The 25,541-nt window shown below is 70.1% G+C and carries 30 protein-coding genes; 13 read left to right on the plus strand and 17 right to left on the minus strand.

Annotation, left to right across the window (positions count from 1 at the left end; genetic code table 11):
* Positions 1-530 precede the first annotated feature (530 nt).
* From ABD371_RS24645 to ABD371_RS24655, 3 genes are all read left to right on the plus strand, one after another.
* Entirely contained in the window at positions 531-1,505 is a 975-nt protein-coding gene (locus tag ABD371_RS24645; RefSeq protein ID WP_040913811.1) for an alpha/beta hydrolase, read from the plus strand.
* Positions 1,506-1,818: 313 nt separating this feature from the next.
* Positions 1,819-2,214, plus strand: a complete 396-nt coding sequence (locus tag ABD371_RS24650) for a hypothetical protein (protein ID WP_344480539.1) — start codon at positions 1,819-1,821, stop codon at positions 2,212-2,214.
* Complete coding sequence (locus ABD371_RS24655; protein ID WP_344480339.1) at positions 2,136-2,468, plus strand: helix-turn-helix domain-containing protein; 333 nt, start codon at positions 2,136-2,138, stop codon at positions 2,466-2,468. Before ABD371_RS24650 ends, ABD371_RS24655 begins: the two co-directional genes overlap by 79 nt.
* On the opposite strand, the gene ABD371_RS24660 is transcribed toward ABD371_RS24655, so the two are convergent.
* Positions 2,432-3,352 carry an NAD-dependent epimerase/dehydratase family protein gene (locus ABD371_RS24660; RefSeq protein WP_344480342.1) on the minus strand — a complete coding sequence of 307 codons (921 nt, stop codon included), beginning with the start codon at positions 3,350-3,352 and terminating at the stop codon, positions 2,432-2,434. The two genes, ABD371_RS24655 and ABD371_RS24660, sit on opposite strands and share 37 nt — an antisense overlap.
* A 203-nt stretch (positions 3,353-3,555) precedes the next feature.
* Between ABD371_RS24660 and ABD371_RS24665 the strand changes: the two genes are divergently transcribed.
* The 6 genes from ABD371_RS24665 (at position 3,556) to ABD371_RS24690 (ending at position 9,521) form a co-directional block, all read left to right on the plus strand.
* On the plus strand, positions 3,556-4,131 hold the full coding sequence (locus ABD371_RS24665) for a TetR/AcrR family transcriptional regulator (protein WP_040913812.1): 576 nt from the start codon (positions 3,556-3,558) through the stop codon (positions 4,129-4,131).
* A gap of 106 nt (positions 4,132-4,237) precedes the next feature.
* The gene (locus tag ABD371_RS24670) at positions 4,238-5,164 is read left to right on the plus strand and encodes an acetoacetate decarboxylase family protein (protein ID WP_344480345.1); all 927 of its coding nucleotides are present in this window, start codon (positions 4,238-4,240) and stop codon (positions 5,162-5,164) included.
* A gap of 6 nt (positions 5,165-5,170) precedes the next feature.
* Positions 5,171-6,757 carry a succinic semialdehyde dehydrogenase gene (locus ABD371_RS24675; RefSeq protein WP_344480348.1) on the plus strand — a complete coding sequence of 529 codons (1,587 nt, stop codon included), beginning with the start codon at positions 5,171-5,173 and terminating at the stop codon, positions 6,755-6,757.
* 69 nt (positions 6,758-6,826) lie between these two features.
* A complete protein-coding gene (locus ABD371_RS24680; RefSeq protein ID WP_006345966.1) occupies positions 6,827-7,537 on the plus strand; it encodes a type 1 glutamine amidotransferase domain-containing protein in 711 nt (236 codons plus the stop codon).
* Positions 7,538-8,101: 564 nt separating this feature from the next.
* On the plus strand, positions 8,102-8,614 hold the full coding sequence (locus ABD371_RS24685; RefSeq protein WP_344480350.1) for a TSCPD domain-containing protein: 513 nt from the start codon (positions 8,102-8,104) through the stop codon (positions 8,612-8,614).
* Between the two features lie 148 nt (positions 8,615-8,762).
* Positions 8,763-9,521, plus strand: a complete 759-nt coding sequence (locus tag ABD371_RS24690; RefSeq protein WP_344480352.1) for a hypothetical protein — start codon at positions 8,763-8,765, stop codon at positions 9,519-9,521.
* 437 nt (positions 9,522-9,958) lie between these two features.
* On the opposite strand, the gene ABD371_RS24695 is transcribed toward ABD371_RS24690, so the two are convergent.
* The 16 genes from ABD371_RS24695 to ABD371_RS24770 all read right to left on the minus strand — a co-directional run bounded on the left by ABD371_RS24695 (position 9,959) and on the right by ABD371_RS24770 (position 21,224).
* A complete protein-coding gene (locus tag ABD371_RS24695; RefSeq protein ID WP_344480354.1) occupies positions 9,959-11,734 on the minus strand; it encodes a SpaA isopeptide-forming pilin-related protein in 1,776 nt (591 codons plus the stop codon).
* Positions 11,735-11,828: 94 nt separating this feature from the next.
* Positions 11,829-12,317 carry a hypothetical protein gene (locus tag ABD371_RS24700; RefSeq protein ID WP_344480357.1) on the minus strand — a complete coding sequence of 163 codons (489 nt, stop codon included), beginning with the start codon at positions 12,315-12,317 and terminating at the stop codon, positions 11,829-11,831.
* A 103-nt stretch (positions 12,318-12,420) separates the two neighbouring features.
* A complete protein-coding gene (locus ABD371_RS24705) occupies positions 12,421-12,909 on the minus strand; it encodes a hypothetical protein (RefSeq protein ID WP_344480360.1) in 489 nt (162 codons plus the stop codon).
* Between the two features lie 33 nt (positions 12,910-12,942).
* The gene (locus tag ABD371_RS24710) at positions 12,943-13,833 is read right to left on the minus strand and encodes an SPDY domain-containing protein (RefSeq protein WP_344480363.1); all 891 of its coding nucleotides are present in this window, start codon (positions 13,831-13,833) and stop codon (positions 12,943-12,945) included.
* Positions 13,830-14,300, minus strand: coding sequence for a hypothetical protein (locus ABD371_RS24715; protein ID WP_344480366.1), 471 nt, complete (start codon positions 14,298-14,300; stop codon positions 13,830-13,832). The genes ABD371_RS24710 and ABD371_RS24715 overlap by 4 nt, the downstream gene beginning before the upstream one ends.
* The gene (locus tag ABD371_RS24720; RefSeq protein WP_344480369.1) at positions 14,297-15,130 is read right to left on the minus strand and encodes a winged helix-turn-helix transcriptional regulator; all 834 of its coding nucleotides are present in this window, start codon (positions 15,128-15,130) and stop codon (positions 14,297-14,299) included. The genes ABD371_RS24715 and ABD371_RS24720 overlap by 4 nt, the downstream gene beginning before the upstream one ends.
* Before the next feature lie 33 nt (positions 15,131-15,163).
* Positions 15,164-15,571 (minus strand): hypothetical protein, encoded by a 408-nt coding sequence (locus ABD371_RS24725; RefSeq protein ID WP_344480372.1) that lies wholly within the window; start codon positions 15,569-15,571, stop codon positions 15,164-15,166.
* A gap of 67 nt (positions 15,572-15,638) precedes the next feature.
* Positions 15,639-16,025 carry a hypothetical protein gene (locus ABD371_RS24730; protein ID WP_381734427.1) on the minus strand — a complete coding sequence of 129 codons (387 nt, stop codon included), beginning with the start codon at positions 16,023-16,025 and terminating at the stop codon, positions 15,639-15,641.
* Complete coding sequence (locus tag ABD371_RS24735; RefSeq protein ID WP_344480375.1) at positions 16,022-16,492, minus strand: hypothetical protein; 471 nt, start codon at positions 16,490-16,492, stop codon at positions 16,022-16,024. Before ABD371_RS24735 ends, ABD371_RS24730 begins: the two co-directional genes overlap by 4 nt.
* Positions 16,493-16,552: 60 nt before the next feature.
* A complete protein-coding gene (locus ABD371_RS24740) occupies positions 16,553-16,891 on the minus strand; it encodes an SH3 domain-containing protein (RefSeq protein ID WP_344480378.1) in 339 nt (112 codons plus the stop codon).
* A 173-nt stretch (positions 16,892-17,064) separates the two neighbouring features.
* Complete coding sequence (locus ABD371_RS24745) at positions 17,065-17,784, minus strand: hypothetical protein (protein ID WP_344480381.1); 720 nt, start codon at positions 17,782-17,784, stop codon at positions 17,065-17,067.
* 51 nt (positions 17,785-17,835) lie between these two features.
* Positions 17,836-18,534: a hypothetical protein gene (locus tag ABD371_RS24750; RefSeq protein ID WP_344480384.1), complete on the minus strand. Its 699-nt coding sequence runs from the start codon at positions 18,532-18,534 to the stop codon at positions 17,836-17,838.
* Between the two features lie 19 nt (positions 18,535-18,553).
* Positions 18,554-19,177, minus strand: a complete 624-nt coding sequence (locus tag ABD371_RS24755; RefSeq protein WP_344480387.1) for a DUF3631 domain-containing protein — start codon at positions 19,175-19,177, stop codon at positions 18,554-18,556.
* Positions 19,174-19,650, minus strand: a complete 477-nt coding sequence (locus ABD371_RS24760) for a hypothetical protein (RefSeq protein WP_344480390.1) — start codon at positions 19,648-19,650, stop codon at positions 19,174-19,176. Before ABD371_RS24760 ends, ABD371_RS24755 begins: the two co-directional genes overlap by 4 nt.
* Positions 19,647-20,276 (minus strand): DUF4913 domain-containing protein, encoded by a 630-nt coding sequence (locus tag ABD371_RS24765; protein WP_344480521.1) that lies wholly within the window; start codon positions 20,274-20,276, stop codon positions 19,647-19,649. Before ABD371_RS24765 ends, ABD371_RS24760 begins: the two co-directional genes overlap by 4 nt.
* A 195-nt stretch (positions 20,277-20,471) precedes the next feature.
* The gene (locus ABD371_RS24770) at positions 20,472-21,224 is read right to left on the minus strand and encodes a DNA-methyltransferase (RefSeq protein WP_344480524.1); all 753 of its coding nucleotides are present in this window, start codon (positions 21,222-21,224) and stop codon (positions 20,472-20,474) included.
* Between the two features lie 540 nt (positions 21,225-21,764).
* Between ABD371_RS24770 and ABD371_RS24775 the strand changes: the two genes are divergently transcribed.
* From ABD371_RS24775 to ABD371_RS24790, 4 genes are all read left to right on the plus strand, one after another.
* Positions 21,765-22,871, plus strand: a complete 1,107-nt coding sequence (locus ABD371_RS24775; protein ID WP_344480392.1) for a C40 family peptidase — start codon at positions 21,765-21,767, stop codon at positions 22,869-22,871.
* A gap of 106 nt (positions 22,872-22,977) precedes the next feature.
* Positions 22,978-23,277 (plus strand): DUF6112 family protein, encoded by a 300-nt coding sequence (locus ABD371_RS24780; RefSeq protein WP_344480395.1) that lies wholly within the window; start codon positions 22,978-22,980, stop codon positions 23,275-23,277.
* Positions 23,277-23,969, plus strand: coding sequence for a hypothetical protein (locus ABD371_RS24785; RefSeq protein ID WP_344480398.1), 693 nt, complete (start codon positions 23,277-23,279; stop codon positions 23,967-23,969). The genes ABD371_RS24780 and ABD371_RS24785 overlap by 1 nt, the downstream gene beginning before the upstream one ends.
* 32 nt (positions 23,970-24,001) lie before the next feature.
* Positions 24,002-25,465, plus strand: coding sequence for an SCO6881 family protein (locus ABD371_RS24790; protein ID WP_344480401.1), 1,464 nt, complete (start codon positions 24,002-24,004; stop codon positions 25,463-25,465).
* Positions 25,466-25,541 lie beyond the last annotated feature (76 nt).

Raw genomic sequence — 25,541 nt, forward strand, 5'->3', positions numbered from 1 at the left:
GGAGCGATGGTCCACCATCTGACGCCGGCCCGGAATAGCCGGGCTACCGTGCGTGGCGCCTTCCTTGAGAACGATGTACCGATCCGCCCACCAGGAAGATTCCGGCGCCGACTGTGAACAGAGGATGGTGCACAGAGGACTCAGAATCGGCACGGCCGGTCCCGCTCAGTGTGTATGCGGCACACCACTCCCACCCGCATCAGCGAATGCGATCAACATCGACGTGCCGGACCCTGTTGGCAGGGGGAGCTTCTCACCGGAAATACGCCATGCCCATTCCATGCACAAGCAGCGCCCGTGGACGTGCCGCTACGCGCTGCGACTGGGGCTTGCTGACGATGGAGTCCCCGTCGGGCCGCATTCCGGGGGCTCCTGTTACCGGCCCGCCCTATGTACCGCTCATCGGATCACACCTCAGGGTGGGTGTCGCGATCACCTCGAAGGGAGTCGTTCGCGGCACTTGGTCTGTATGCGATCCGTTTGTAGCGTCCATGACGCGAGCGACCCGGCATTCGAGGAAAGGATCAGCGATGTCCGACCTTCCAGCCCCCACCACCCCGTACCTGGAACCTGAGGCCAAGGAGCTCGCCGACGCCACCGACCCGCACCCGCGGATCTACGAGGTTCCGCCCGAAGAGGGGCGCAAGATCCTCAGCGACCTGCAGAGCGGCGAAGGCGTCGAGCGCCCGGACGTCGACGAGGAGTGGGTCGACGTCGACGCCGGCCAGTGGGGCACCGTACGCACCCGCATCATCAAGCCCAAGGGCGCCACGGGCCCGCTGCCCGTGGTCTTCTACATCCACGGTGCCGGGTGGGTCTTCGGCGACGACAAGACCCACGACCGCCTCTTCCGGGAGCTCACCGTCGGAGCCGGGGCCGCCGGCGTCTTCCCGGTCTACGACTGGGCGCCCGAGAAGGGGTACCCCACGCAGGTCGAGCAGAATTACGCCGTCGGTCAGTGGCTGCGGGACAACGGCGCCGACCATGGCCTCGACACCTCCCGCGTCGCCGTCGCCGGCGAGTCGGTCGGCGGATGCATGTCCGCGGTCTTCGCGCAGATGAACAAGGACCGCGGCGGGCTCGCGCTCAAGGCGCAGATCCTGCTCTACCCCGTGACCGGGCCGGACTTCGACACGCAGTCCTACCACCAGTTCGCGGAGCACTACTATCTCACCCGCGATGGGATGAAGTGGTTCTGGGACGCGTACACGACCGACGAAGCCAAGCGCGAGGAGAAGTACGCCTCGCCGCTGCGGGCGACCCTTGAGGACCTTGAGGGGCTGCCGCCCGCCCTCGTCATCACGGCGGAGGCCGACGTCCTGCGGGACGGGGGCGAGCTGTACGCCAACAAGCTCCGTGAGGCCGGCGTCGAGGTGACGGCCGTCCGCATCAGCGGGACCGTCCACGACTTCATGCTGCTGGACGGACTGCGGGACACCCCGGCCACCAATGTCGCACGCAAGCTGTCCGTCGACGCGCTGCGAGAGGCGCTCCAGCAGGAGTGACCGCATCCAGGAACATGGGCGGCAGACGCGACAGGGTCTGCCGCCCCATCGCTGTGCCGGGTATCGGCGCGCCAGCTCCTCGGCGAACGCCCAGTGGGTCGTGGCGTCCCGGCAGTCGAGCAGCTGCGTCTCGGCGAGGACGAAGACACCGGCGCACACGGCACAGAGCCTGGTGCCCTCGGACCGGAGGCCGACGAGCCCATCGGTGAACTCGCCCACCGACACCATCAGCTCGGGTACGACGAGGCTCGGCGGGATGACGACGTGGCTGAGCCGGTGCGCGAGCTCAGGATGAGTGTCCGAGGTGCACACCATGACCGGCCCGTCGTCGGTGGCGGACACCGCCCAGGTGCTGACCCGGATCACGCTCGCAGGGTCGGCCGACGTCACGGCGAACTCGCTGGCGACACGGAAGATGTCCCGCAGGCCGTGGATCGCCGACACCTGGCAGTCGGCGTACTCCAGCAGACGGACCTCTCCGACGACCCACGCTCCGGTCTCGTCGACGTGCGGACCTGTCACGGTCGGGCTCAGCATGCCCTCTCGAAGTCCGTGGTGGAAGGTTCGTGTGGACGCCTCACGCATGGTGATCGATGACGTCGAAGTCATGATGGCCGCGGGGATCCTGGCGTGGGTCGACCACCTCGCGCGGGCCGCGGCCATGCACCGCGCACCGGCCGGCGGCGGTTCAAGGAGGCTACAGGCCTGACCGCGACGGAATACCTCCAGGTGGCGCGCATTGCCAAGGCTCGCGAGCTGGAGCTGACCAGCGAGCCGGTCGCTCAGATCCCCCGCAGCTTCGGCTACCTGAGCGCATCGAACTTCCGTCGGCTCTTCCCGCGCGCCACGGGCGTGACGCCGTCGGAGTATCGGCGCCGGTTCGGCATCGCGGCACGCGTCGATCGGCGGGAGTACTCGTCGGCGGGTCAGTCGGCGAGGATCCGCTCCACTCCCTCCCGATAGCTCGTGACCTGGAATTCGGGAAAGCGGGCCGCGAATTTCGAGCTGTCGAAGATGTTGTCGTCGCGGTAGCGGACGAGCAGTTCGTACATCTCGTCGAGCGGCTTGACGAAGCGGCGCCCGAGGCCGAAGGCGAGCATCGGCAGGACCGTGTAGCCGATCTTGCGGCCGGTGGCCTCGTCGGCGGTCTTGATGAGCTGGGCGTAGGACTGCCGGTCCGGGTCGATGGGCAGGTGCCACGTCTGGCCGTAGGCATCCGGAGTGTTGCCGAGCAGAGCGAGAGCGCGGCTCGCGTCGGGGGTCCAGATCAGGGACCGCTTGGCCTGGGCGTCGACCGGGACGAACGGCCGCTTGCCCGCCTTGATCCGGTCGAACACCAACGAGTTCGTGTAGCTCTTCGTCCGGCCGGGACCGTAGAACTCGGGCGCGCGGCCGATCAGGGCTTCGACCCGTCCGGCCCGCATGGCCTCAAGCAGCATGGTGGCGATCTGTCCGCGGACTCGTCCCTTGCGTCCGCCCGGCGCGAATGCTGTCGACTCGGTCTGGGGCGTCGGCGTTCCGGGATACATGTAGGTGTTGTCGAAGAAGACGAGCTTCGTGCCGTGTTCGGCGCAGGCGTCGATGACGTTGCGCATCATGACGGGGAACTGTCGCTCCCACAGCTCCGAGTCCAGGGGCAGGCCGACGGTGAGGTAGGCGATGTCGCTGCCCGCGACGGCGCGGCTGGTGGCGTCGGCGTCGGTGAGGTCTGCGGCCATGAGCTCGTCGGTGTCGTTCACCTTCGACGGCTTGCGGCTGACGAGGCGGATGTCCTTGGTGTGGTTGCGGTGGAGCTCGTTCACGAGCTCGTCGGCGATCGGTCCGCCGGCGCCGAGGACGGTCTGCATGGGGTCTCCTTGAGGTGGATGGTGCGGGTGGTGGCAGCTCACCTGCGAGCAGCGTCGCACCGCCACGTGACGATGCGGTCGACCAACGTGGCCGGGATGCGGACCAAGCCGACGTGGTCGTTGGCCGAGCCGGGGGCACCTGGCTCCACCGGACATCAGCTATGTTTACGGTGCTAACACAGCGTAGGAGGATGAAGTAAGCGGTGTCAACATTGGAAAAGAGTGGCTACCATCACGGCGACCTGCGGGCGGCGCTGCTGTCGGCCGCGATGGAGATGCTGGAGAGCGGCGAGCCCTTCTCGCTGCGTGCCGTCGCACGCCGGGCCGGTGTGTCGCAGACTGCGCCGTATCGCCATTTCAAGGACCGCGACGCCCTGGAGTCTGCGCTCGCCGTCGAGGGCTTCCGGAACCTGCTGGCCGACCTGGGCGGCGGGCAGGACCTGCCCGCCGCTCTCCCGGACCTGGCCGAGTTCGCCGTCGCCTACGTCGACTTCGCGCTGCGGCGCCCGGCCCTGTTCCGTGTGATGTTCGGCAAGCCGTGCGACGACGCCGCCGACGAGCGGGTCAAGGCCGCGGACGCCCTGCATGAGCTGCTGGCCGACGCGCTCGATCGCGTCCTCCCTGACGCGGACGCCTCGGCTCTGGCCACGGCCGGCTGGGGGCTCGCCCACGGGCTGGCCTGCCTCTACCTCGACGGCAAGCTGCAGGCCGGGTCGAGCAAGGAGGTCGCCGACCGGGTGCGCAGCGCCTTCCTCGCCATCACGTCGGTCGGCCCCTGACGCGTGGCGCTCACCCGGCGCACGCCTGGCGCTCTCCAGTGTTGACGGTGCTCACATGCCGTGCAATCCTCGGTGTTGACACCGCTTACATCGGAGGAGAGGGCTCATGGCATCGACCGGCAAGCTGACCGACCGGACCGTAGAGGTCGCTCTCGGAGGGCGTCTCATCACCGTCCCCGAAGGCGGCCTCTATGACCGGTTCCGCATGGACACCGACCTCGACGAGGTGGAGCGGGACCCGCGGGTCAGCAGTGTCGACTTCTTCCGCCGGATGCCCAAGAGCCGCGTGGACTCCCGCATCGGGCCCACGCTGACGCCGAACTTCTACTACCGCATCTCCACGACCCGGCTCACCATGCTCGCGCCGACCAGGGCGATCCGGGCCCGCCTGCCCCGGGAACTGGACCCGCTCGAGATCGCCCCGGGGCTCGGGATCGTCTCCGTGATGGCCTTCCGGTACGACGTGTGCGACATCGACTTCTACACCGAGGCCGCGGTCGGTATCGCCGTGAAGCCGGCCCGGCACGGAGGGCTGGGCCTGTTCGACCTGGTCGCCGGGCTCAAGAATGACTCCCTGCACTCCTACGTACTCTCGCTCCCGGTCAACACCGAGATCGCGCAGGTGCGTGGCCACGACGGCTACGGGTTCCCCAAGTGGGTTACCGGGCTCGACGTCGACATCGACACCGCGCGCACCTCCGCCAGGGTCGCCAACGAGCGGGGCGGCCTTGACCTCGCTCTGTCGGCGCCCTCCCCGAAGCAGACCGCGCGGCCCACCGGCGCACACGTCTCGACCCTGACCTCCTACACCACGATCGACGGCGCCTGGCACTCCACGACCAGCCAGATCAACATGCTCTCCTCGGGAACCACGCGGTTCCCCCGCGGCCTGGACCTGCGGCTCGGCGAGGGCCGGATGAGCGACGACCTGCGCTCGCTGAAGCCGATCCGGACGATCCAGCTCGACGTCACCACCGAGGGCCAGCTGGCGCTGCACATGCCCGTGCCCACCTCCCTCCAGGACCGGAGCTGAGACAAGATGACCACCACGAACACCAGCCACCCCCAGGCCGCCCTCCCGGCAACGCTGACGCCGGCCCGGCTCGCCCGCCTGGCCGCCCTGGTGGCCGCCGGTACTCGCGCCCAGCGGGTCACCACGACCTCCCCGTACACCGGCGCACCGCTCGCGGACCTGCCCATCTCCACCCCCGACGACGTCCAGGACGCCTTCGCCCGGGCACGCGCCGCGCAAGCCGGCTGGTCGGCCACCCCGGTGGCCGACCGCAAGCGCATCATGCTGCGCTTCCACGACCTCGTCCTCCAGCGGCAGGAGGAAGCCCTCGACCTGATGCAGGCCGAGAGCGGCAAGACCCGCCGCGACGCGTTCCTCGAGGTGAGCGACATCGCGATCACCGCCCGCTACTACGCGCGCAGCGCACGGCGGCTGCTCTCACCCAAGCGCCGCAAGGGCGCGATCCCGATGCTGACCCACACCACCGAGCTGCACCACCCCAAGGGCGTCGTCACCGTCATATCGCCCTGGAACTACCCGCTCAGCATGGCCGCCGGCGACGCCATCCCGGCCCTGATGGCCGGCAACGCCGTCGTCCAGAAGCCCGACACCCAGACCGCCCTGACCGCACTGTGGGCACTGGCCCTGATGCGCGAGGCCGGCCTGCCACCCGACGTCTGGCAGATGGTGGTCGGCCGTGGCAGCTCCATCGGAGACGCGCTGATGGCCGGCGGGGACTACATGATGTTCACCGGTTCCACCGCCAGCGGGCGCCAGATCGCGCGCGACGCGGGTGAGCGGCTGATCGGCGCGTCCCTGGAGCTCGGCGGCAAGAACGCCATGGTCGTCCTCGCCGACGCCGACGTCGAGAAGGCCGCCACCGGCGCGGTCGCCGCCTGCTTCCCCTCGGCCGGCCAGCTGTGCGTGTCCATCGAACGGCTCTACGTCGCCGATGAGATCCACGACGCGTTCGTCACCGCGTTCGCCGACCGTGCCCGGGCCATGCGCCTGGGTGCGGCCTACGACTTCTCGGTGGACATGGGCTCGCTGACCACCCCCTCGCAGCTCGAGACCGTCAGCTCGCACGTCGACGACGCGGTATCGAAGGGCGCGACCGTACTGGCCGGAGGCAAAGCCCGGCCCGACCTCGGGCCCCTGTTCTACGAGCCGACGATCCTGACCGATGTGACCCCTGAGATGACGCTGTTCGACCACGAGACGTTCGGCCCCGTGGTGTCGGTCTACCGCTACCGGTCGGCCGACGAGGCGGTGGCGATGGCCAACGCCACGCCGTATGGCCTCAACGCAAGCGTCTGGGGTCGCAACGGCACCGAGGCCCGCAAGGTCGCGGCACGGCTGCACGCCGGCACCGTCAATGTCAACGAGGCGTTCGCCGCCGCCTGGGGAAGCATCGACGCACCCATGGGCGGCATGGGCGACTCGGGCCTCGGCCGCCGTCACGGCGCCGACGGGCTGCTCAAGTACACCGAAGCCCAGACGGTCGCCCACCAGCGCCTCCAGGGTTTCACCCCGCCCAGCAGAGTCGAGCACGAGCAGTGGGCGCGGATCCTGACCTGGGCGTTCAAGACGCTGCGTGCCCTGGGCGTCCGCTGACCGACCACTGGCTCCGGCTACGACGGCCCGCCTCCACTCCATCCCGGTCCGCACGAGGGAAGATCAGCCATGACCAAGCGCGTCCTCAACGTCGTCACCAACGTCGGCCACTACGACGACCCGTCCCACACCACCGGCCTGTGGCTCTCCGAGCTCACGCACGCCTGGCACATCTTCGAGGAGCACGGCTACGAGCAGACGCTCGTCAGCCCGGCCGGCGGCCCTGTGCCGCTCGAACCGCGTGCACTGAAATTCCCGAACTACGACAAGACCGCCAAGGCATGGCACGCCGACCCCGGAAAGATGGCCATGCTCGAGAACACGGCGAGCCCGGACCAGATCGACCCGTCCGCGTACGATGCGATCTACTTCACCGGCGGTCACGCGGTGATGTACGACTTCCCCGACAGCGAGGGCCTGCAGCGCATCACCCGCGAGATCTACGAGCGCGGCGGCATCGTCTCCTCGGTCTGCCACGGCTACTGCGGCCTGCTCAACACCCGGCTCTCCGACAGCTCCTACCTCATCGCCGGCCGCAAGATGACGGGATTCGCCTGGACCGAGGAGGTCCTCGCCCGCGTCGACAAACTGGTCCCCTACAACGCCGAGGAGAAGGCCAAGCAGCGCGGCGCGCTCTATGAGAAGGCGACACTGCCGTTCGTCTCCTACGTCGTGACCGACGGCAACCTGGTCACCGGCCAGAACCCGGGCTCGGCCAAGGCCACAGCGAAGAAGGTCGTCGAAGCCATCGAGGGCAACACGTCGAAGAAGCGACGGTAAGTCGAGACGCAACCCTCCGGTGACGGAAGGCTCCTGGACGGATGTCGCTGAAGGACGCGCTCCATACCGGCGACGACAGAACGGCCGGGCGGTCAACCACCCGTCCGCGACCGTCGGCCTCGCCGGACCGCCAGCGCTCCCCCGGCAGACCGGTACCGCCACCAGCCTGCCGGGGGCCTGAGACGGCGCCCCTGCGAAGTCCTCCGACGCAACCATGGTCAGCAACGGATTACCTGCCTCACGCACAGACTCAGCGCGGGCCCGGTCGACCTGCGCCCAGCGCAACGAAGCGAACGAGGAAATGACGCGGTCGTGAGACAGGCCGTCAGTGGCCTCAACTTGAGACTGAGGAAGAGCTGCTGGTCAACGGGACGCCCAATGCCGCGAGCCGGGAGAGCCTACAGCAGTGTGCGGGCACGGAAGCCGGGTGGTCAGCGCCCGCCCCGCCCGCCGGTACGATCCCGTCCGACGGTTCGCGCGTGCCCCCGGTGACGGGGCTCGCTGTGAGCATCATGAAGGGCCTGGAGCCGGCAGCATGCCGCCCGGGAGGAAAGAGGTTTCCGCATGGCCATCGAGGCAGACGCCGTGACCGGGCGGAACGGCCGTACGCCGGCCGGAGTCGGCCGTGCTGGAGGGCGGCGGCTGCACGCGCTGACGCGGAGCTTCACGGTCGGCCCGGCGGCCGGGACGCTGACCGTCTCGCACACCGCGGACGGGGTGCTGGTGCGGGTGGAGATCCGGATGTCCAAACAGGGCTCCACGCTCTACGGGCTGCTCGACGTCCTGTCCGCCACACTGACCCGGGGGCTGGCGTGCGGTGTGCCCCTCGTGGAGCTGCTGCGCGACCTGCTGGGAACCCGGTTCGAACCCGCCGGTATGACCGAGGACGCCCAGATCGGACAGGCATCCTCCGTCCCCGACTACGTCGGCCGTCGCCTCGCCCTCGACTTCCTCCCTTTCGAGCAGCGCCAAGAACTGGGTGTCCTCGCCCGGGAGGAGCGCTCCACCGGAGAACAGTTTGTGTGGCCGGTCCTCCCGGAAATTGCTCCCCTGCTCCCCAGGGCACGGCAAGGGTGATTCGCCGGCCCCGGTGACGACCGTTCCACCGGCCGGTCCGCAGAAGCCGACGGCCGGTCCGACTACGCGGGAGCCCGCACCGCCTTGTCGTCTTTTACCCTCGGCGGTTCGGTTCAGTCGCCTTCAGAAACCGGCTAACCTGGGCCGCATGGGGACCGACCGGTACAGAGAGCTGCCACGCTCCGTACAGCCCCGCGTCGAAATCCAGCAAGTCGGCCAACTCCGTGTACCTCTTGAGTTGTACGAGCCCCAGGCGGAGCGCACCCTCGGCAACCAAAGTCTCGAATTTCTCCTCGTGACGAGCATGTTGGCAACGGGTTTCGAGCTGGACCAGGTCAACGGCAGCGCGAAGGATCGGGCGGTCGGTTCAGGACGATATCTCCGTGACTTCTTCGCAGCCATGGCCGTTGCGGAGTGGGCGGAGAAGGCGCTCGACCTCGTTCTGGTCGACGAGTTCCATGTTTCGCTCTTCCAGGCCAAGCACCACTTCCGCAACGAGTTGGCACATGAGGCTCCCCGCGCCGGGGGTTCCTGGCCCCGGGAGTTCGATCCGACGATCGTTTTTGAATGCCAGGGAATCTTCTGCACGCAGCACCGGACGCTCGCCACGTCGCTGCTGGAGCGCCTCGGCCAGTGGCGCTCCGATCGGGATGCCACCCAGGGTCTGCGGGACCTGGAAGACGAGACGCGCCGTATGGCCGCCGTGTCCGCCGCGCGCTGCTCGACAGGGCTCCGTTCCTATCCCTTCGTAGAGGCCGCTCCGCCCACCGCGTGCTCTCCCTGCGGGGTGGTCGGCCTGCGTGTGCCCATCGTCCCCCGGGCACCGGGACTTCGCCCTGAGCTCTGCCCGGCTCACGGCACCTGCGTGGCGGACGGGGCTCGACCGGAGTACGCGCTGGCGGCGTAACCCTCATCGGGGCAGAGGCCGCAGCGGTTCCTCGCCCCGTTCTCGGAGGGTCTCACAATGTTCCATCTGTTCTGCCGTGTTGTTCGCCGCGCCGCCGCTGCACTGTCCATGCCGCTTCCCCCTCCCAGGGCGTGGGACGGGCAGGGGTGGGTACCGCTCGACGCGGAGGACGACGACGTGGAAGGGGCCGGGCATCCTGATGACGCGTGACGGAGGGGCGCCGTCGGCCGCAGTGTCGTAGGTGATCGTCCCGGATCAGGGACCGTCCGGTCGGCGGTACGCCGAAGAGGGCCTGGAGAAACCAGCGGTTTCTCCAGGCCCTCTTCGGGTCGGGTGTTCAGGTCAGCGGGCGCAGATCTGGGGCGGGGGCAGACACGGCCCTTCGGACCAGGTGCCCGCGAAGAGGCTCCTTTCGTGCCTGTTGCCCAGAGGCAGGGTCAAGCCGTGTTCTCTTCGTTCTCCCCGGTGGTGGTGTTCTGGGCGGCGCGGCGGCGGGTGGCCCATAGGACGCCGCCTCCGGCAGTGAGGAGGACGGCGGCGCCGCCGATAAGCCAGGGGGCGGCGTCCGCGCCGGTGTGGGCGAGGCTCCCGGACGCCTCGGGCGCCTCCGGCTTGGGGTTTTCCGGTGTGGGCGGTTCCGGCTTCGGCGGCACGGCCGGCGGGATGGTTGGAGGAGTCGTGGGCGGGGTGGTGGGCGGGGTCGTCGAGGGCGGCGGGGTGGTGGGTTCGGGGGCGTTCGGGACGGTGACGGTGACGGTCTCGCCGGGCTTGGCGGTGAAGGGGATGGGCTTGGTGTCGAGTTGGTAGCCGTCGGGGGCGGTGACCTCAGTGGCCCAGTAGCGGGTGCCCGTCTTCAGCATGACGTCGAGCTTCGCCTTCGCGGTGCCGTCCTTGCCGGTCGTGAGGGAGAGGATCTGCTTGCCGGGCGTTTCCTCGCCGTCCTTGGGCAGGTTCTCGGCGATGTTGATGACGGCGCCAGCCAGGTCTGTGCCGCTGGTCTTGTCGGTCTTGCGGAGGAGGAGGCTGGCGTCCTTGAACGGGTCGACGACCGTGATCGGATGCGCTTCTGCGGTGCGGCCGGAGACGATGGTGATGTCCTGGTCGGGGACGAGGTCGTGGATGGTGTCGCCGGTGTGGGTCTCCCGGAGGGTGTAGGTGCCTGGGGTGATGCCGTCGAAGACAAGTACGCCCTTCGCGCCAGTCTTGCCTTCGGCGATCACCCTGCCGGTCTTCTTGTCGAGGAGCTGGAAGACCGCGCCGACGAGGACATCCCCCTCGGGGTTCTCCTTGTGGATACTGATGCCGCCCGGCGCCAGGTCGACCTTCACGACCGTCGTGTCCTTGGCGGTCGTGGTGTCCCCCGCCAGCAGCATGCGCTGGGCGACCGGGTTGTTCGGGGTGAGGACCTTCAGCTCCGAGCCCGGCAGGCCGGTCGCGGTGGCGGAGACCGTCGCGGTGCCCTCCTTCGACGGGGTGAACGCCCACTCCGCGCTGCCGGACTTGCCGGTGGTGACGGTCCCGGTCGCAGTCGCGGCACCCGTGCCGGTGACCTTGACGGCGACGCCGGGGATCGGCCGGCCGGTGAGGGTGGAGGTGACCTCGACGTCCACGGTGACCTTGGTGCCGGTGTGGGTGGTGGTCGCCGAGGGGGTGACCTGGAGCCGGTACGGTCCGGCGAGGCGCTGGGCCTCGGCGACGTACTTCTGGGCGAGCGTGCGGGAGGTCGGCGACACGACAGGGTATGCGAGACGCTGCTTGCCGCGCTGGCCGTTGAGAGCGTAGGTGCCGCCGGCGAGCCATTCGTAGACGGCGGCGTCCACGGCCGCCGCCTGAGCATCCGACTGGGTCTGTCCGTACTTGCCGATCACGTAGGACGCGTACGCGAGATGGGACTTCGGGACGGTCTTGCCGGTGACGGACGAGGTCCAGGACGTGATGGTCTTGGGGGCGCTGTAGCCGTCGGCCCGGTCGGGGCCCTTCTTCTCGGGGTCGGCGCAGTAGGTCTGGGAGTCACCCGCGACCTGAGGGCCGGGCGGGCCGTACGCCCCGATGTGGCTCGCGCCGGGATTTCCGTCGGCGTCGGGGATGCTGTAGCCGGGTCCGAAACGATCCGCCGCGACCGCAGGCGTACCGGTGGCGAGGGTGCCAGCGACGGCGGCGGCGACAGCCACCGCGAGGGGCCGGCGGACGCCGCGGGTGAGGGATGCGTGCAAAGGGATGGTGCTCCTCATCAGGAAAGGGGGGTGGTGGTGCGGTTCGACGGCGGACGCGTGGGGACGGACATCGGCCCGTGTCCGGGGATCGAGGTCACCCGGGGCCGGGGGTGGATCTGCCCTCGGCCGCAGACATCGGCGGTACCCGGGCCGGGCCGGTGGACAGCTTCGGGGTCTTGGGGTACGCGGTGCGGGTGAGGGCGGTGATGACGGCGTGGGCCGCAGTGTCGGTGAGCTGGTACATCCGCAGGATGCAGGGAGCGTCCAGGGAAGGCCCGGGAAGTTCAAGGAATGGGCCGGACCAGCAGGTGGACAGCTGCTGGGTGTACCAGGAGGGGTTGGGGTCGTCCTCACTCCCGAGAACGGGCCAATTGCCGACTATCCCTATGGCGTCACCCAACTGCTCGGCAAGCCAACGCGCGGCCTCGCCCTCGTAGTCCTCCGGAAGGCACTGGAAAGGCCGCAGTCCGAGGTCGAGGGTGGCACCAACAGCGTTCAGGAGCGCGGGGACGTGCCGGACGGGGAGATGGTGCATCTCCACCGAACTTTGGGACGGCTCGTGGTCGCCGAACAGGCGGACCACAGTTCCCTTGACAGTGAAATCAGCCTGTATCCAGGAGTATGTGCCAGGGTAGTGGCCGGTGACGCGGGGCCGGATGCCGTGGGCGCGGAGCTCGCGGAGGCTGTTATCGAGCACGGGCAGTGGCCGCCCGGATCCGGGAAGGCGCGGCTACCGGTGCCGCGCGCGGGCCCGTACGGCCACCATGTTCGGGTATGGGGATGCCCCAGATGCGGGCGTAGCGGTGGACGGCGTCGGCGAGGGCGGTGAAGTCGCCGCCGGCCCAGGGACGGTGTTCCTCATCGTGGGGGAAGTCGCGGATCGTGGCGTACCCGCTGGTGCCGGGCCGGGTGCCGTTGTGGAGGTCGCGGGCCCGGAAGGTGCAGTGGTCGGCGAAGGAGAGTGCTACGGCGTCGATTTGGCCCTTGTCGGGGTGGATGGCCGTCAGTCGCAGGCCGCCGTATGTGTGCTGGCGGATCGTCTCGTAGAAGTCGATCCGGAGCCAGATCCCCAGGTCCGGCTCCGGGGCCGGGGCATAGAACACTTCCCCGATGACGAGTCCGTCGAGCTGGTGGGGAAGGGCGCTGGTGAAGAACTGCTTGGCGTGCAGGGACAAGAGAGGGGGCTCCGGGCGGGTGTGACTGGGAGGTCAGCGGCGGGCTGCGGGCCGAGAGGGGCCGGGCAGGCGGGCGGAGGGGGTGCTGGTGCTCCAGCGGGGGACAGTGATGGTCCGCAGGGCGGAAACGGGTCGGCGGGCGCGGGCCATCTCTAGCGGGGTGGGTGCCGGAGGGCGCACGGGGGTGATCGTCGCGCGGGCCCGGGTCATGCGGGAGAGTTCGCCCGGCCAGCGCAGGACGGGCGTCGGGTCGGCGACGGCTGCCGCGGTGGCGGTGATGAGCCGGGTGGGGGTGCCGGTGGAGAAGACGGCGTACCAGCGCCCGTAGCTTGAGCCGCCCCACATCCCCCAGCGGGTGTGGTTGCTGGTCAACTCTCCGGCGGGGTCGAGGGAGCTGCGGTCGAACCAGGCTCCGGCGAGGCCGTCCGGGGAACGCAGCTCCGGATGCCGCCAGGTCTGGGGCAGTTTCCACCCTGCGTCCAGCAGAGGCTTCAGCACGGGAAAAACCGGGTGGAGTCTGGGGCCAATGCCACCGGTAAGGAACGCGTTCCCCTCCGGCTCATGCAGGGGAACGAGTGCGCTGGTGAAAGCGGTGACGAACTCCGTGGGGCAGTCGGAGCTGAAGGCCGCGGCCCACCGGGGTGCCTCAAAGGGGCTCTGGTAGGCGGCGATCTTCCACAGGGCGTCGTCGTCGCCTTCGGGCAGGTAGCCGATGCGGATCCGCTGGTCGGGGGACGGAAGGAGGACGTTGCCATGGTCGTCGTAGCTGATCTTCCAGCCGGAGTCGAGGGCGGGCTGGAGGCCTGGATCGCCGTACGCGGTCGATCCGGCGAGGTGGCGAGGGCTGACGTACACCTCGTTGTCCGAGGCGGTCGTGATCCGGGACGGGGAGGGGCGGCTGGGGATTTCGGAAAGGGAGGTCATGCGGCCTCGGACAGGGGGCGGTAGGCGACAGCCGGGGTCGTCCCGCTCAACCCGAGCAGGGCGTCCAGGAGGTGGCCGGTCCCGGATGCGGCTGTCTCGCCGTTGCGGGCCGCCCGGGTGAGGTGGTCGAAGGTGGCCTGGACGCGGGTGACGAAGGAGGAGTCGCGGGCGGGGTGGTCGTGGGCGCGGGCCCAGCGGGCTGCCTGGTCGTACAGGTCTGCGAGGGCGGTGCCGCGGTCGGTCAGCCGGTAGGTGTGGTGGTCGGTGTCGATGAGTCCGAGGTCGCGGGCGGTGTCGCGGGCGTGGCGGATCTGGTGGCGGGGCAGGTCCGGGAAGACCCGGGCGAGGGTGTTCGGGACGGGGCCGTGGTCGTCGATCTCGGTGATCAGCCGGATCAGGCCCGGGTGGGACAGGGCGGCGGCGGTACGGGCGGGCTGGTCGCGGATCGAGGTGTGGGTGGTGGTCATCGGCGCGGGCCTCCTGCCGGTACGCCCGCGAGAGCGCGGGCAGGGGGCTGGTGGGAGAAGAGTTCGCCGGCGCGCCATGTGGTGGGGATGGCGGGGGCCGGGAGCCGGGTCTGGGTGCTGGTCCAGGTGGTGCCGGTCTGCTGGGACGGGGCCGGCTGTCCCCAGAGCGGATGGGCGGTGGCCTCGGCGAGGGGGCGTCCGGCCGCCCATGCGGAGATCGCTGCGTAGACGGGGGCCAGGGCCCGGCCCGAGGCGGAGAGCCGGTAGGAGGTTCCGCCGGTGATGTCGACGAGGCCGTCGTCCATGAGCTGGCGCAGCTTGGGGTAGGCGGAGCTGAGGCCGTATCCGGGCATCGCCTCGCCGGCCACGGTGGTGGCGGTGGCGGTGGTCCGGGCCTTGAGGGTCCACAGGATCGGGGTGGCGTGCCGGGTGGCGATCAGCACAAGGGTGTCTTCGACGTCGCGGGCCCGGCGGAAGGTCTCCGGTTCGGCTGCGGGTGCGGGTTCGTTCTCCAGGTGGGCGTCGGCCCAGGTGGCGATGATGGTCAGGACCGGTATCAGGTCGGTTCCGCGGGTGGTCAGTCCGTAGGTGACGTGACGGATGCCGTGTTCGGTGCGGTCGAGCAGGCCGGTATCGGTGAGTTGGCGGAGCTTGGGGTGGAGCTGGCCGTCGGCCAGCCACGGCATCCGCTGCTTGATCTCCGTGTAGCGCAGGGGTTTGTCCGAGAGGACCAGGAGGAGATGGATGTTCCAGCGGGGGGTGAGCATGGACAGGGATTCGGTGACGCGTGCCAGGTCGGTGCGCACGGCGGGGAGACCGGTGGGGGCCAAGGCGGGGTGCTCCAGGAACAGAGAGGGGCGGGGTCAGCGCGCCGGTGCGGCGGGCGCGGGCAGCGGTGCCGGTGCTGCGGGTGGTGCTTCCGTCGCCGGGACGGGGACGCGGTGCAGGCTCTGCAGGACGGCGCTGAGGGTCTTGGCATGGGCATCGCGGGCGGCGACGGCTTCGCTGATGCGGCGGGCGTTGTCGAGCAGGTGGCCTGCGTCGAAGGAGCCGATCGAGCGCTCCGGATGCGCGAGCTGCAGCAGTCGGTCGCGGTGGAAGGTGATGGTGCGCTCGGCGAGCCGGAGATCGGTCAGACTGCCGATGAGCGCGGTCAGCATGCTGTTGTGAGGGCCGGCACCGGAGTGGGCTTCGAGCACGCCGAGCGGCTGGCCGTACAGCATCTCGATGCGGGCGGCGATGGTGGCGGCGGTCGGATCGGGTTCGCGCATCCCTATGGCCGTCCCGTCCTCGCTCCGCCCCGGACGGGCCCCGGGGCCAGGGCTGCGGGCGGCAGGGTCATGGTGATCCGCGGCTGGTTGAACTGAACCTTCTCGGCACCGGCCTTCGGGCTGGGCCGGGGCATGGTGCGCAGCAGCTGTCCAGGGCGGTGCGGTAGCCGGCGCGGGCCTCCAGGGCGGCCTGGAGCCATTCGGCGTCCATCCGGAGTGCGTCCGCGGACAGAGTGCCCTGGTCGCGGCTGGGGTCCATTGCGGCGTGGACGCGGTCTCGGACCCGGGCCACCTGTTCCTCGGCCAGGACCAGAAATGACCGCAGTTCCAGGGCCCGTCGCAGAGCGGCGGACGCGCCGGGAGCGGTAGCGGTGGCGTAGAGCCGGCGAACCGGGGCGCCGAACGCCTCGGTGAGCGCGGTGTCCTGGCTGCTGGGCCGGTCGGTCACGCTCACCGGGCCGCCCCCCGCCGCACCGGTACTGACGGCACTGTGGGGAGGGCGGGGGCGGTGGTCGGCAGCGCGGGCTTCCCCTGGCGGTGCGCGGGGACGGCACTGCGCCAGGCGGCGGGACCGTGCTTGCCCGGCGTGCCGGGGTCGAGGAGGAAAGCGAGGACGGACGCGCGGCCGTCCCGGAGGTCGACGGCTTCGTTGACCCGGTTGGCGAAGCGCATGATGCGGTCGTGATCTTCCGACAGATCGCCGGGGACGGTGTCGAGGACGGCGACGAGCGCGTCCTCGGCCCGTTCCAGTGCGCTCTGCGCGGTCGCCAGGAGGCCGTGCCAGCGCACGACCTCTACCGCCGCCGGGTTTGCGTGCGGCGTGACGGCGACCGCGCGCCGCAGCGAGGGCACGCTCATGGCGAAATGGGCCTCGATCTGACCGGTGATGACGCGCATCACGTCGTCGGATTCATCGGACACGAAACTCCTCTCCAATTCGGGTGGAAAGCTGGCGGGCGGAGATCACGGTGCGGCTGGGCGTCAGTTGAGGCACATGCGGACGTCGCGGTAGACGTACGTCCCGCTGACCCAGCCCTTGATTCCGGTGGTCTTGTTGGTGATGTGATGCCAATTGCCGCTGGTCTTGTGGACGGTGAATCGCTGGCCCTTGTAGAGGACTCCTACAGCCGTCGATGTGGTGGTGGTCTTGGAGCGGATGGTGACGGCCTTCGTCCCGATCACCCAGGGTCCGGGCCTGTTGCAGGACCGGGGGCCCGGCGAATCCACCGAGGGGGTCACGGCCTGCGCCGGGGCGGAGAGCGGCGGCAGGGCGAGCGCGCCCAGTACGGCGGCGGTCACGGTGATACGTCGAGTGCGCATGGGAAAATTGCCCTCTGCTCTGGAGTGGGTGCATACGGAATCGGCTCCCGGCGGGATGCCGTTCGGGGTGTTTCCAGAGTCCGGAGAATCCCCGGTTTCACGAACCGGGAAAGGGCTGCTACCTTTCGCCCGCTTGGCGCACCGGGCAGTGCATGACGAACGGGCCGGTGTGGTCAGCGGGTCCGGCCCGGGGGCGGTGAGGCCGGCACCGCTACGGCGGGCAGTGCCGCGATGGGGGTGCCGGCGGGAAGGGCGGGCAGTTCGGGGGCTTCGCCGCTCCAGTGGGCCTCCCACCAGATGGTGGCCTCCGCGTAGGTGCGGAAGGCGCCTTCGCGAAGGGTGTGTGTCCGGCTTGTGGTGTCGATGCGCTCCAGCAACACCCGGAACGGCAAAGGCTCCTGCTCGTTGACCGCGTGCAGCAGCACGGTGATCTCCGGGGTGTCGGAGGTGTCGTCGGTGTAGCTGGTGAGGAGGGCGAAGTGGTCCCCGCCGCCGTCGCCCATGAGGCGCTCCTCCAGGGCGCGGGTGGTGTCGTCCGCAGACGCCGTTCGGGCGTCTGGGAGCAGGCGGGTGCCTTCCTTGGAGCAGCCGCGCGCGATCAGCCAGGACTGCGCCATACCGGGCAGCGGCAGGATCGCGTGCTGGAAGCGGAAGACCCGGGTACTGGTATCGCGCTGGATGTGGAGGGCGACGATCTGCGGCTCGCCGGGGATGCCCCAGGTGGCGGAGCCGTCGTGGAGGACGTAGTAGCTGTGCTGCCCGTCCGGGGTGTGGTGCTCGGCGAGCCCGGTGAAGTCGGTCTCGTGGATTTCGATGTGCTGCCAGAAGGCTTCACCGACCTGCTCGGTGGCGGCCTCGAAGTCGTCAAGGCGAAAGTCAACGGCATGGGGCATGGGCTGGGCTCTCAAGAGGTCAGGGGCGGAAGCTGCTCGCGGGGCCAGGTTTCAGTGGCGGGAGCGGGACGCCGGGGCGGGCCAGGCACCCGCCCGCTGGACGGGCGCGGTGGCCGGTGGTGCCGGACAGCGAGGGGCGGACAGTGCGGCGCGTCCGGCGTCGGTGAGGGTGACGGGCTGTCCGGCGTGGAGGGGGTGAGCGGTGTCGCGCTCGACCAGCCCGTCCGTCTCCAGCCGCCGCAGGGTCTCGGAACCGATCCGGGCACCGGAGGCGGTGGCCACCGAGACCTGCTGAGTGAGCAGATGTTCATGGAGTTTGGCACCCTGGGCGATGGCCAGCAGCGCGGCCTGGTCGTGCGGCGACAGCTCGGCCGCCGTGGCGGACGGGGCCGTGCGGGCGGCGGCTTCGACGGTCTCCAGCACGGCCAGTGCCGCGGCCTGAAGGTCGTCCCGCCGGGCCACCGCGTATTTCAGCTGGTCGACGGTGCGGTCGACTCGGGACAGCAGCGCCGCGTCGACCGGGAACTCGCCGCTCGCGAGCCGCTGCAGCAGCACGCGGTGGAAGACGAGGCCGGTCTCCGCTTCGTCGAGCGTTCGGTGGGCGTCCACCAGGGCGGTGAGCGGCCCATCCAGCAGACCGCAGTCCCGCTGCTTCCACAGGCGGCCGATACTGCGCCCGGTGGCGGCTTCGATCCGGTGGTCGAGATCGGTGAGCACCGTCTTCACCGGGGCAGGGGCAGGGGTGGTCATGGTGTCGTGGCTCCGTCTTTCAGTGGCCGGCGGCGGCCAGGAACGCGGCACGCCGGTACGCCTTGCGGCGGCGCCCGTCGGGGAGGGTGATGTCGCGGGACTGGACCTCGTAGGGGGCCAGGAGCTGGGCGAGGCGGGCGGGGGTCAGGTCGGCGTAGCGCCAGCGGCCCTCGGCCGTACCGGGCAGGGTCCGCAGCGCGGCCACCAGGTCGGCGGAGGCGAGGGCGCCCGGGTCTCCGAGGTCAGCGAAAATCCCCAGCACCGCGTGCAGTACGCCGGGAGGCTGGACCCGGCCGCCGGAGACGAACGTGAACTCCAGCCCCTGGACCCGCTCGCCCCAACGGTCCCCGTCCCCAGTTTCGGTCGAGCTGGCGCAGACGCCGGAGTCCGAATGCAGGCGGGCCAGTTCGCGTCCGGAGGTGAGCCGTTCGGCGAGGAGATCGGCGAGCTGCTTGATCTGTTCGCCGGTGGTGGGGCTGTTGTCCAGGGCGGGCCTGTCGGGGCCGAAGATCCGCTCGTCGAGCTGCTGGACATCGAGGTAGGTGTCGAGGATCGCCCGGTGGCGGGGCAGCTCAGAGGGAAACTCAGTCTCCAGCAGGACGGCGGCGGAAAGGTCGAACTCGGTGGGAAACTCGATCGTCACAGCGAAAGTCCCTTCAGGGTCGGGGCAGGTGCGGGGTGGGCAAGTCCGGGCCGCGCCGGAAACACGGGGCGCGGAGAGGGCGTCAGGTCGTGCTGGGCGGGAAGCTGGGGCGAGCGGGTGCGGGAGGCATGGGCCATGGCACCGAGCGGGCGGGTGAGGCCGAGCCGTGCGCGGACGGTGTCGTGCAGACAGGGACGGCTGGACCGTACGGCCACCACGTGGATCTCGGTCCGGTGTGCCGAGGCGGGCGGTGCGGGGCGCCGGGTGTAGACGAGACCCCACTCGGCATCCTCGCCGAGGGGCAGTTCGCGGAAGCCGGCCAGCTCGCCGGGAAGGGAAGTACCGCCCGCCAGGACCACGGTGGTCAGCTCTCCGAGCCGGGCGAGCGCCCTGTCGCGCACGGCATCGGGTACGGACAGCAGGTCCGCGACCACGTGGGGGTCGAGGCTGAGCCCGTACGGCGCCCCGGTCATGAATCGTCCCCTGGCTCACCCGATGGCCCGGGGGCGGGCCGCGGGGTGCGGGCGGAGGGCTTCGGGCCGGGCAGCAGCCGGTGCGAGGGCCGGTCCGGATCCGTCATACAGGCCGACAACGGTCCGCCGGCGGCCCGGACGGCGGCCATGGCGTGGGTGAGGAAGTCCCGGTGCCACACCAGCATCCCGGACAGTCCCGCTTCGGGGTCCTTGTGCTGCTGGTAGGCCATCCACAGGGCGTGCAGCCAGGCGGTGACGTCCTGGTGATCCTGCCACTGCTCGCACCACGGTGCGGCGGTGGTGACCTCCGCCCCGTAGGCGGGCAGAAGGAAACCGTCGACCCAGTCCGTCAGGGCATCCAGCTCGTCTTCGAGGGACTCGCCGTCGAGTTCGAGGATCGGCTTCGGGTCCGGAGGCGGCGGGGGCATGCCGGGCATTCCCGGGAAACCCGCGGGGAGGCCGAACCCGGCGAACGGCGAGGGACCGCGGCCAGTGACCGGGTCGCCCCCGGGGCCGGCGGAGAGGCTGTCGAGCTGCTTCGCCTGCTCGGCCGTGCGGTCCAGGAGCCTTCGTACATCCGCCTCGATGCTCACCAGGCCGGAATCAGGAAGCCGGATCGGCTCCATTTCCCCTTCGTCGAGGGGATCTATGGGGTCAGACAAGAATTCAGGTCTCCTTGAACCGCAGGGACGGGGATGCGGTTTCAACGGTCTTGGGATTCCCCGATTTCGCCAACCGGGGACCGACTGCTACAACACCGGCACGTGGGGCACGGGCAGACTCCCGGGAGGGCACCCTGGCCGTGCCGCACGTGGACGTTGTCAGGCGGAGAGGACGAATTCGTCCTGAGTGCGGGTCTGCAGGGTTTCCGTGAGCCGGTCGGAGGCGATCTGGGCGTAGTGCTCGGTCTTCTCGACGCCGATGAAGCTGCGGCCCTCCAGCAGGGCGGCGACACCGGTAGAGCCGGAGCCGGCACAGAAGTCAAGGACCGTGCCGCCGTCAGGGCAGATTTGCACCAGCTCACGCATCACGCTGACAGGCTTCTGCGTGATGTGCCTGCGGTCCTTGCCCGACGGCTGCGAGGCCGAGTACAGACCCGGCAGATAGACCGGGTTCCGGGCAGCGTCGATCGGCCCGTTGCTGGCCCAGACGATGAACTCGCAGTTCTGGGTGAAGCGGCCCTTCTGGGGCCTGGACTGCGGTTTGTGCCAGGCCAGGACACCGCGCCACAGCCATCCGGCCGCCTGGATCGCATCCGTCGTGACCGGGAGCTGGCGCCAGTCGGTGAACACGAGCGCAGTGCCACCGGTCTTCGTCAGGCGGTGCGCCTCGGTCATGATCTGGGTGAGCCAGAAGCCGTACGACCTTTGGTCCATGTTCTCACCGGTGAAGTCCGGCAACGTGTGCCCGGCATCGGCACTCGTGTACTTCTGGCGCGCGGTGCGGCTGGTGCGCTCCTTCGCGGTCCTGCCGCCGGAGTTGTACGGCGGGTCGGTGATGACAGAGTCGACGCTGTCGTCCGGCAGCCCGGACAGAACGGTCAGGGCATCGCCCTGATGGAGGGAAAAAGACAAAAGGGGACCCCGGATTCGGTCGGGAAAGGCTGGGGGAATCCGCCTCGGAATCACCAAAAGAGTCCACGGGCGGCGTGTGGGCAGGGTGATTCCCACAGAGCCAGTGGAGGCGGTGTGCGAGGGGCGTACCAAAAACTGTAGGCCACGATCCCCGGTTGGCCGCTATCGCTCCCGATCCGGATCCACCGTTCACAGGCTCGGCCGTGAACTATTTCGCCAACCGGGGATCGGCGTCTACTGTTTTGGAACCGGGCCGACGAACACCGTCGCTGCCCACCCCACCCCTCATTCCTGTCCACGGAGACTCCGTGTCTCCGCATACCTGACCCCTGCTCGGCGGGGAACTGCGAGCGGCAACTCGCACTCTCCCGCGCAGGATCCGATATCGCCCACCACCGGACCGCCTCGCCCCCTTCCCACCGCATACGCGGACACGAGCCGGCCGGACCTCACCGAAGGACCATCCGTGACACACCCATGCCCTGAACCGCCGGACATCCGGCCACCGGCCTACGACCGCTCCACGGGAGGCAGCAGCGGGTGAAGGGCGCAGCCGCCGCCATCGGCGTGTTCTGCCTCTCCCCTCTCCTGATCGCCGGTGTCGCCGTCGTCGCAGCGGCCGGCAGCGGCTCCGCCCTCACCGCCGCCACCTGCGTGCCGGGTTCGGATGTCGACACCTCCGCGGTCGCCGCACAGGTCACCGCGATCCTCAACGGTGAGGGCGCGGACGCCGACATCCGAATCGAGGGCCTGGAGCTGCCCGACGAGCAGATCCCCCACGCCAAGACCATCATCGCCACCGGCATCTCCCTGAAGGTGCCCGAGCGGGGGCAGGTAGTCGCCTTGGCCACCGCGCTCCAGGAGTCCCGGCTCCGGAACCTCAACTACGGGGACCGGGATTCGCTCGGACTGTTTCAGCAGCGTCCGAGCATGGGCTGGGGCACACCGGAGCAGGTCCGCGACCCCGTGTACGCGTCCACGAAGTTCTACGAGGGGCTGCTGAAGGTGCCGGGGTGGGAGTCGATGACGATCACCCAGGCCGCCCAGGCTGTCCAGCTCTCAGGGTTCCCGGACGCGTACGCGCAGTGGGAGCCTCTCTCCCGCGCCCTGCAGAAGGCGATCGCCGCCGTCCTGCCCGAAGGCGGCACCGCTCCGGACGGGGACAACCCCACTTCCGGATGTGTGCCCGGCGAGGACGGCGCGGAGTTCGGGCCGATCCCGCCCGGCACGGTCCCGAAGGGGTACGAGATCCCGAAGGACGCCGACCCGCGCGCGCAGACGGCGATCCGCTGGGCGATGGGCCAGCTCGGCACCCCCTACCAGTGGGGTGGAACCTGCACCGACCCGCGCGGGCCGGACCCGATGCGCCGCTGCGACTGCTCCAGCCTCACCCAGCAGGCGTACGCCGCCGCCGGGGTCACTCTGACCCGCACCACGTACACCCAGGTCAAGGAGGGCAAAGCGGTCTCCGCTAAGACGCTGAAGCCCGGTGACCTGATCTTCTCCCGCGGCACGGCCGCCGTGCCCGAGCACGTGAGCCTCTACATGGGCTCAGGTCTGCTGATCAACGCACCCAGGACCGGGACCGTGGTGCGCATCGAGCCCGTCGCGGACACCGAGATCCTCACCGTGCGCCGCGTCCTCTGACGCCCTCTCCCCTCTCTTCGGCCTCTCGGCCTACCCCCCTCTGCTCTGCCTTTCCCGTATTTCCGCAGGTCCCCGTGCCTGTGTACGCAAGGAGTCCGCCCCACCGATGGACCGTAACCACCTCCTCGCCTTCGACCCCGGAATCACCCCCGCGGGCGGCGGCCTGCCCGGTCTCGACGTCCTGCGCGACGTCGTCTCCTCGATCAACATGTTCGGCATCATCGCTGTCGTCGGTGCCCTGGCCGTCTCCCTCGGTGTATGGGCCTGGGGCCACCATTCGGGTGGTCACCAGGCCGAGGCCAACGGCAAGAAGGGCGCCCTCGTGAGCGCCGGTGCCGCACTCGGCCTCGGCGCCGCCAACGGAATCGTCGAGTTCTTCTCGGCGCTGGGGACGCAGGTCAACTAATGAAAAGCTCCCGTACCTCCGTGCTCCACCGCCATACCGCTCACTGGCCGGCCAGCCGGCGCATCACCGCCGTCACCATCATGATCACCCTGCTGGTCGCGACCGCCGGCCTCGTCGCCTGGGCCACCGGCGACCAGGAGCAGCGCCGTACCAGCGCCCCTTCGGCTCCGGCGAGCAGTGCCCCGGCCGGAGCCGAGGGCCTGGGCGTGGCCCCGTCGTCTCCGGGGACGGGTTCGGTGGCGCAGCCGCCGCGGCTCGACGATCCGCTCGCGTATGGCAAGGCCGCCGCAGCGATGCTGTGGTCGTACGATGCCCGCTCCACCAGCCGGGACCAGCAGGTCGCCGGGATGCGGGCCTGGATGACGGACGAGGCGAAGTACAGCGGCTGGAGCGCGGTCCAGTCGCAGGTTCCGGACCCGGTGCTGTGGTCACGGATGCGGGACAACGCCCAGCACGCCACCGCGAAGATCAGCGACGCGACGTTCCCGTCCGCTTTCAGGCAGGCCCTGGCGGACGATCCGGCCGCGCTGACCGAGGCGTACATCTACGCCGTCACCGTCACCGGCAAGCAGACGATCCGCTGGAAGGACGGCGGGGGCGGCGCGGAGGACCGCGCGGTCACCCTCGCCGTCCAGTGCCGGCCCAGCGCGAGCTGCGGCCTCGTGTCGATCGCTCCCCGCGTCGCCCCCTAGCCCACTGACCTGGCAGAAAGGAGGTCCCGTCAGTGGACTTCTGCGAAATACCCGTCGCGGGCAAAATCTGCGACGCCGCCGACGCGATCGACTTCGTCGCCGACCCCGGCAAAGCGATCACCGAGGGCATCGGCAACTGGATCGCCAAGAGCGCCGGCGAACTGGCCGCAGCAGCGGCCGAGCTCGCCGCCGACGCCGTCAACGCGACCACCAGCATCGATCTCAATGCCGGGTGGTTCCGGGACAACTACGAGACGCTGCTGCCCATCGGGCTGATCGTGCTGGTCGGCACCTTCTGCGCACAGCTGGTGCGGGCCGCGATGAAAAGGGACGGCCAGGCGCTCAGCCAAGCCTTCGTCGGCACCGCGTCCGGTGTACTGTTCGCGTTCGTCGCGATCGCCCTGACCACAGTCGCGATCGAAGTCGTCGACGCCTTGAGCGACGGGCTGTTCAAGGCTGCGGGCACCTCGGTCGAGGACTCCGTCCGCCGCATGGTCAAGGTGTCCCAGATCGGCGCGCTCGCCGGACTCGGATGGCTGGTGCCGACGTTCGCCGCACTCGGGGCCGCGATCGGCGCGTTCCTGTACTGGTGCGTCATGATGGTCCGCAAGGTCGGCATCCTCGTCCTCGTCACCCTGGCCGTGTTCGCGGCGGCCGGCGGAGGCTGGGAGGCCACCCGGCGCTGGCGCCGGGGCTGGATCGAGGCCACCGCCACCCTCATCGTCTCCAAGCTCCTGATGACGGTGATCTTCCTCCTCGGCGCGTCCGCCATGGGCAACACGAACCCCGAGGACGGTATCGCCGCCCTCGCCGACGTAATGGCCGGCATCGTCATCATGGCCCTGGTGCTGCTGTCGCCGTACGCGACGTTCAAGTTCGTGCACTGGGCCGCCGAGGGCACCAACGGCGAGGACATCCACCGCGCCGGCGGCACCGGTGCGCAGCTGGCCCGGCAGCACGCCGAACGCGCCGGCCGGAAGGCCGCCGCGATGGCAGCCACCGCCGGGACCGGCGGAGCCGGAGGAGCGGCCGGTGCGGCCGACGGCGCGGGGAGCGCGGCGCCACAGGGTCCCGATACCGTCGGCGGCGGGTTCCCGGGCGGCATCGCCTCGACGTCCAGGTCCACCAGCAGCGACACCGGCAGTGGAGACGACCGGGGCGGACAGGACAGCGCCAGCAGCGGTGGAACCGGCGGTGTTTCCCCAAGTGCCGACGCCACAGTCCAGGGGCTGGAGAAGGCCGCGCGGTCCGCCACCGGCGAGGGTGGCGGCCAGGACGGCGCCCCAGGTTCCGGTGCTGCCGACTCGCAGTCCGGCGGTGAAAGAACTGCTGTTCAGGACCCGCGGGTCAGCTGGCAGTCCGTACCTCCGACGGGCACCGCCGCGCCGCCGCCCCCGCAGGGAGCGCCGCCCGCACCGGACGACACCACCCGCCCGGCCCCCGGCGCCGATCCCGCGCCCGCCGGCCCCACCGGGCCGTCACCCACCGGCGACTGACCCCCGCCCCCTGGCCGGGCAGGACACCACCACACCCCTCGCGGTGTTCTGCCCGGCCCCTCCGCCCCGCCCCCGC

Source organism: Streptomyces amakusaensis, from assembly GCF_039532665.1.
GTDB lineage: Bacteria > Actinomycetota > Actinomycetes > Streptomycetales > Streptomycetaceae > Streptomyces > Streptomyces amakusaensis.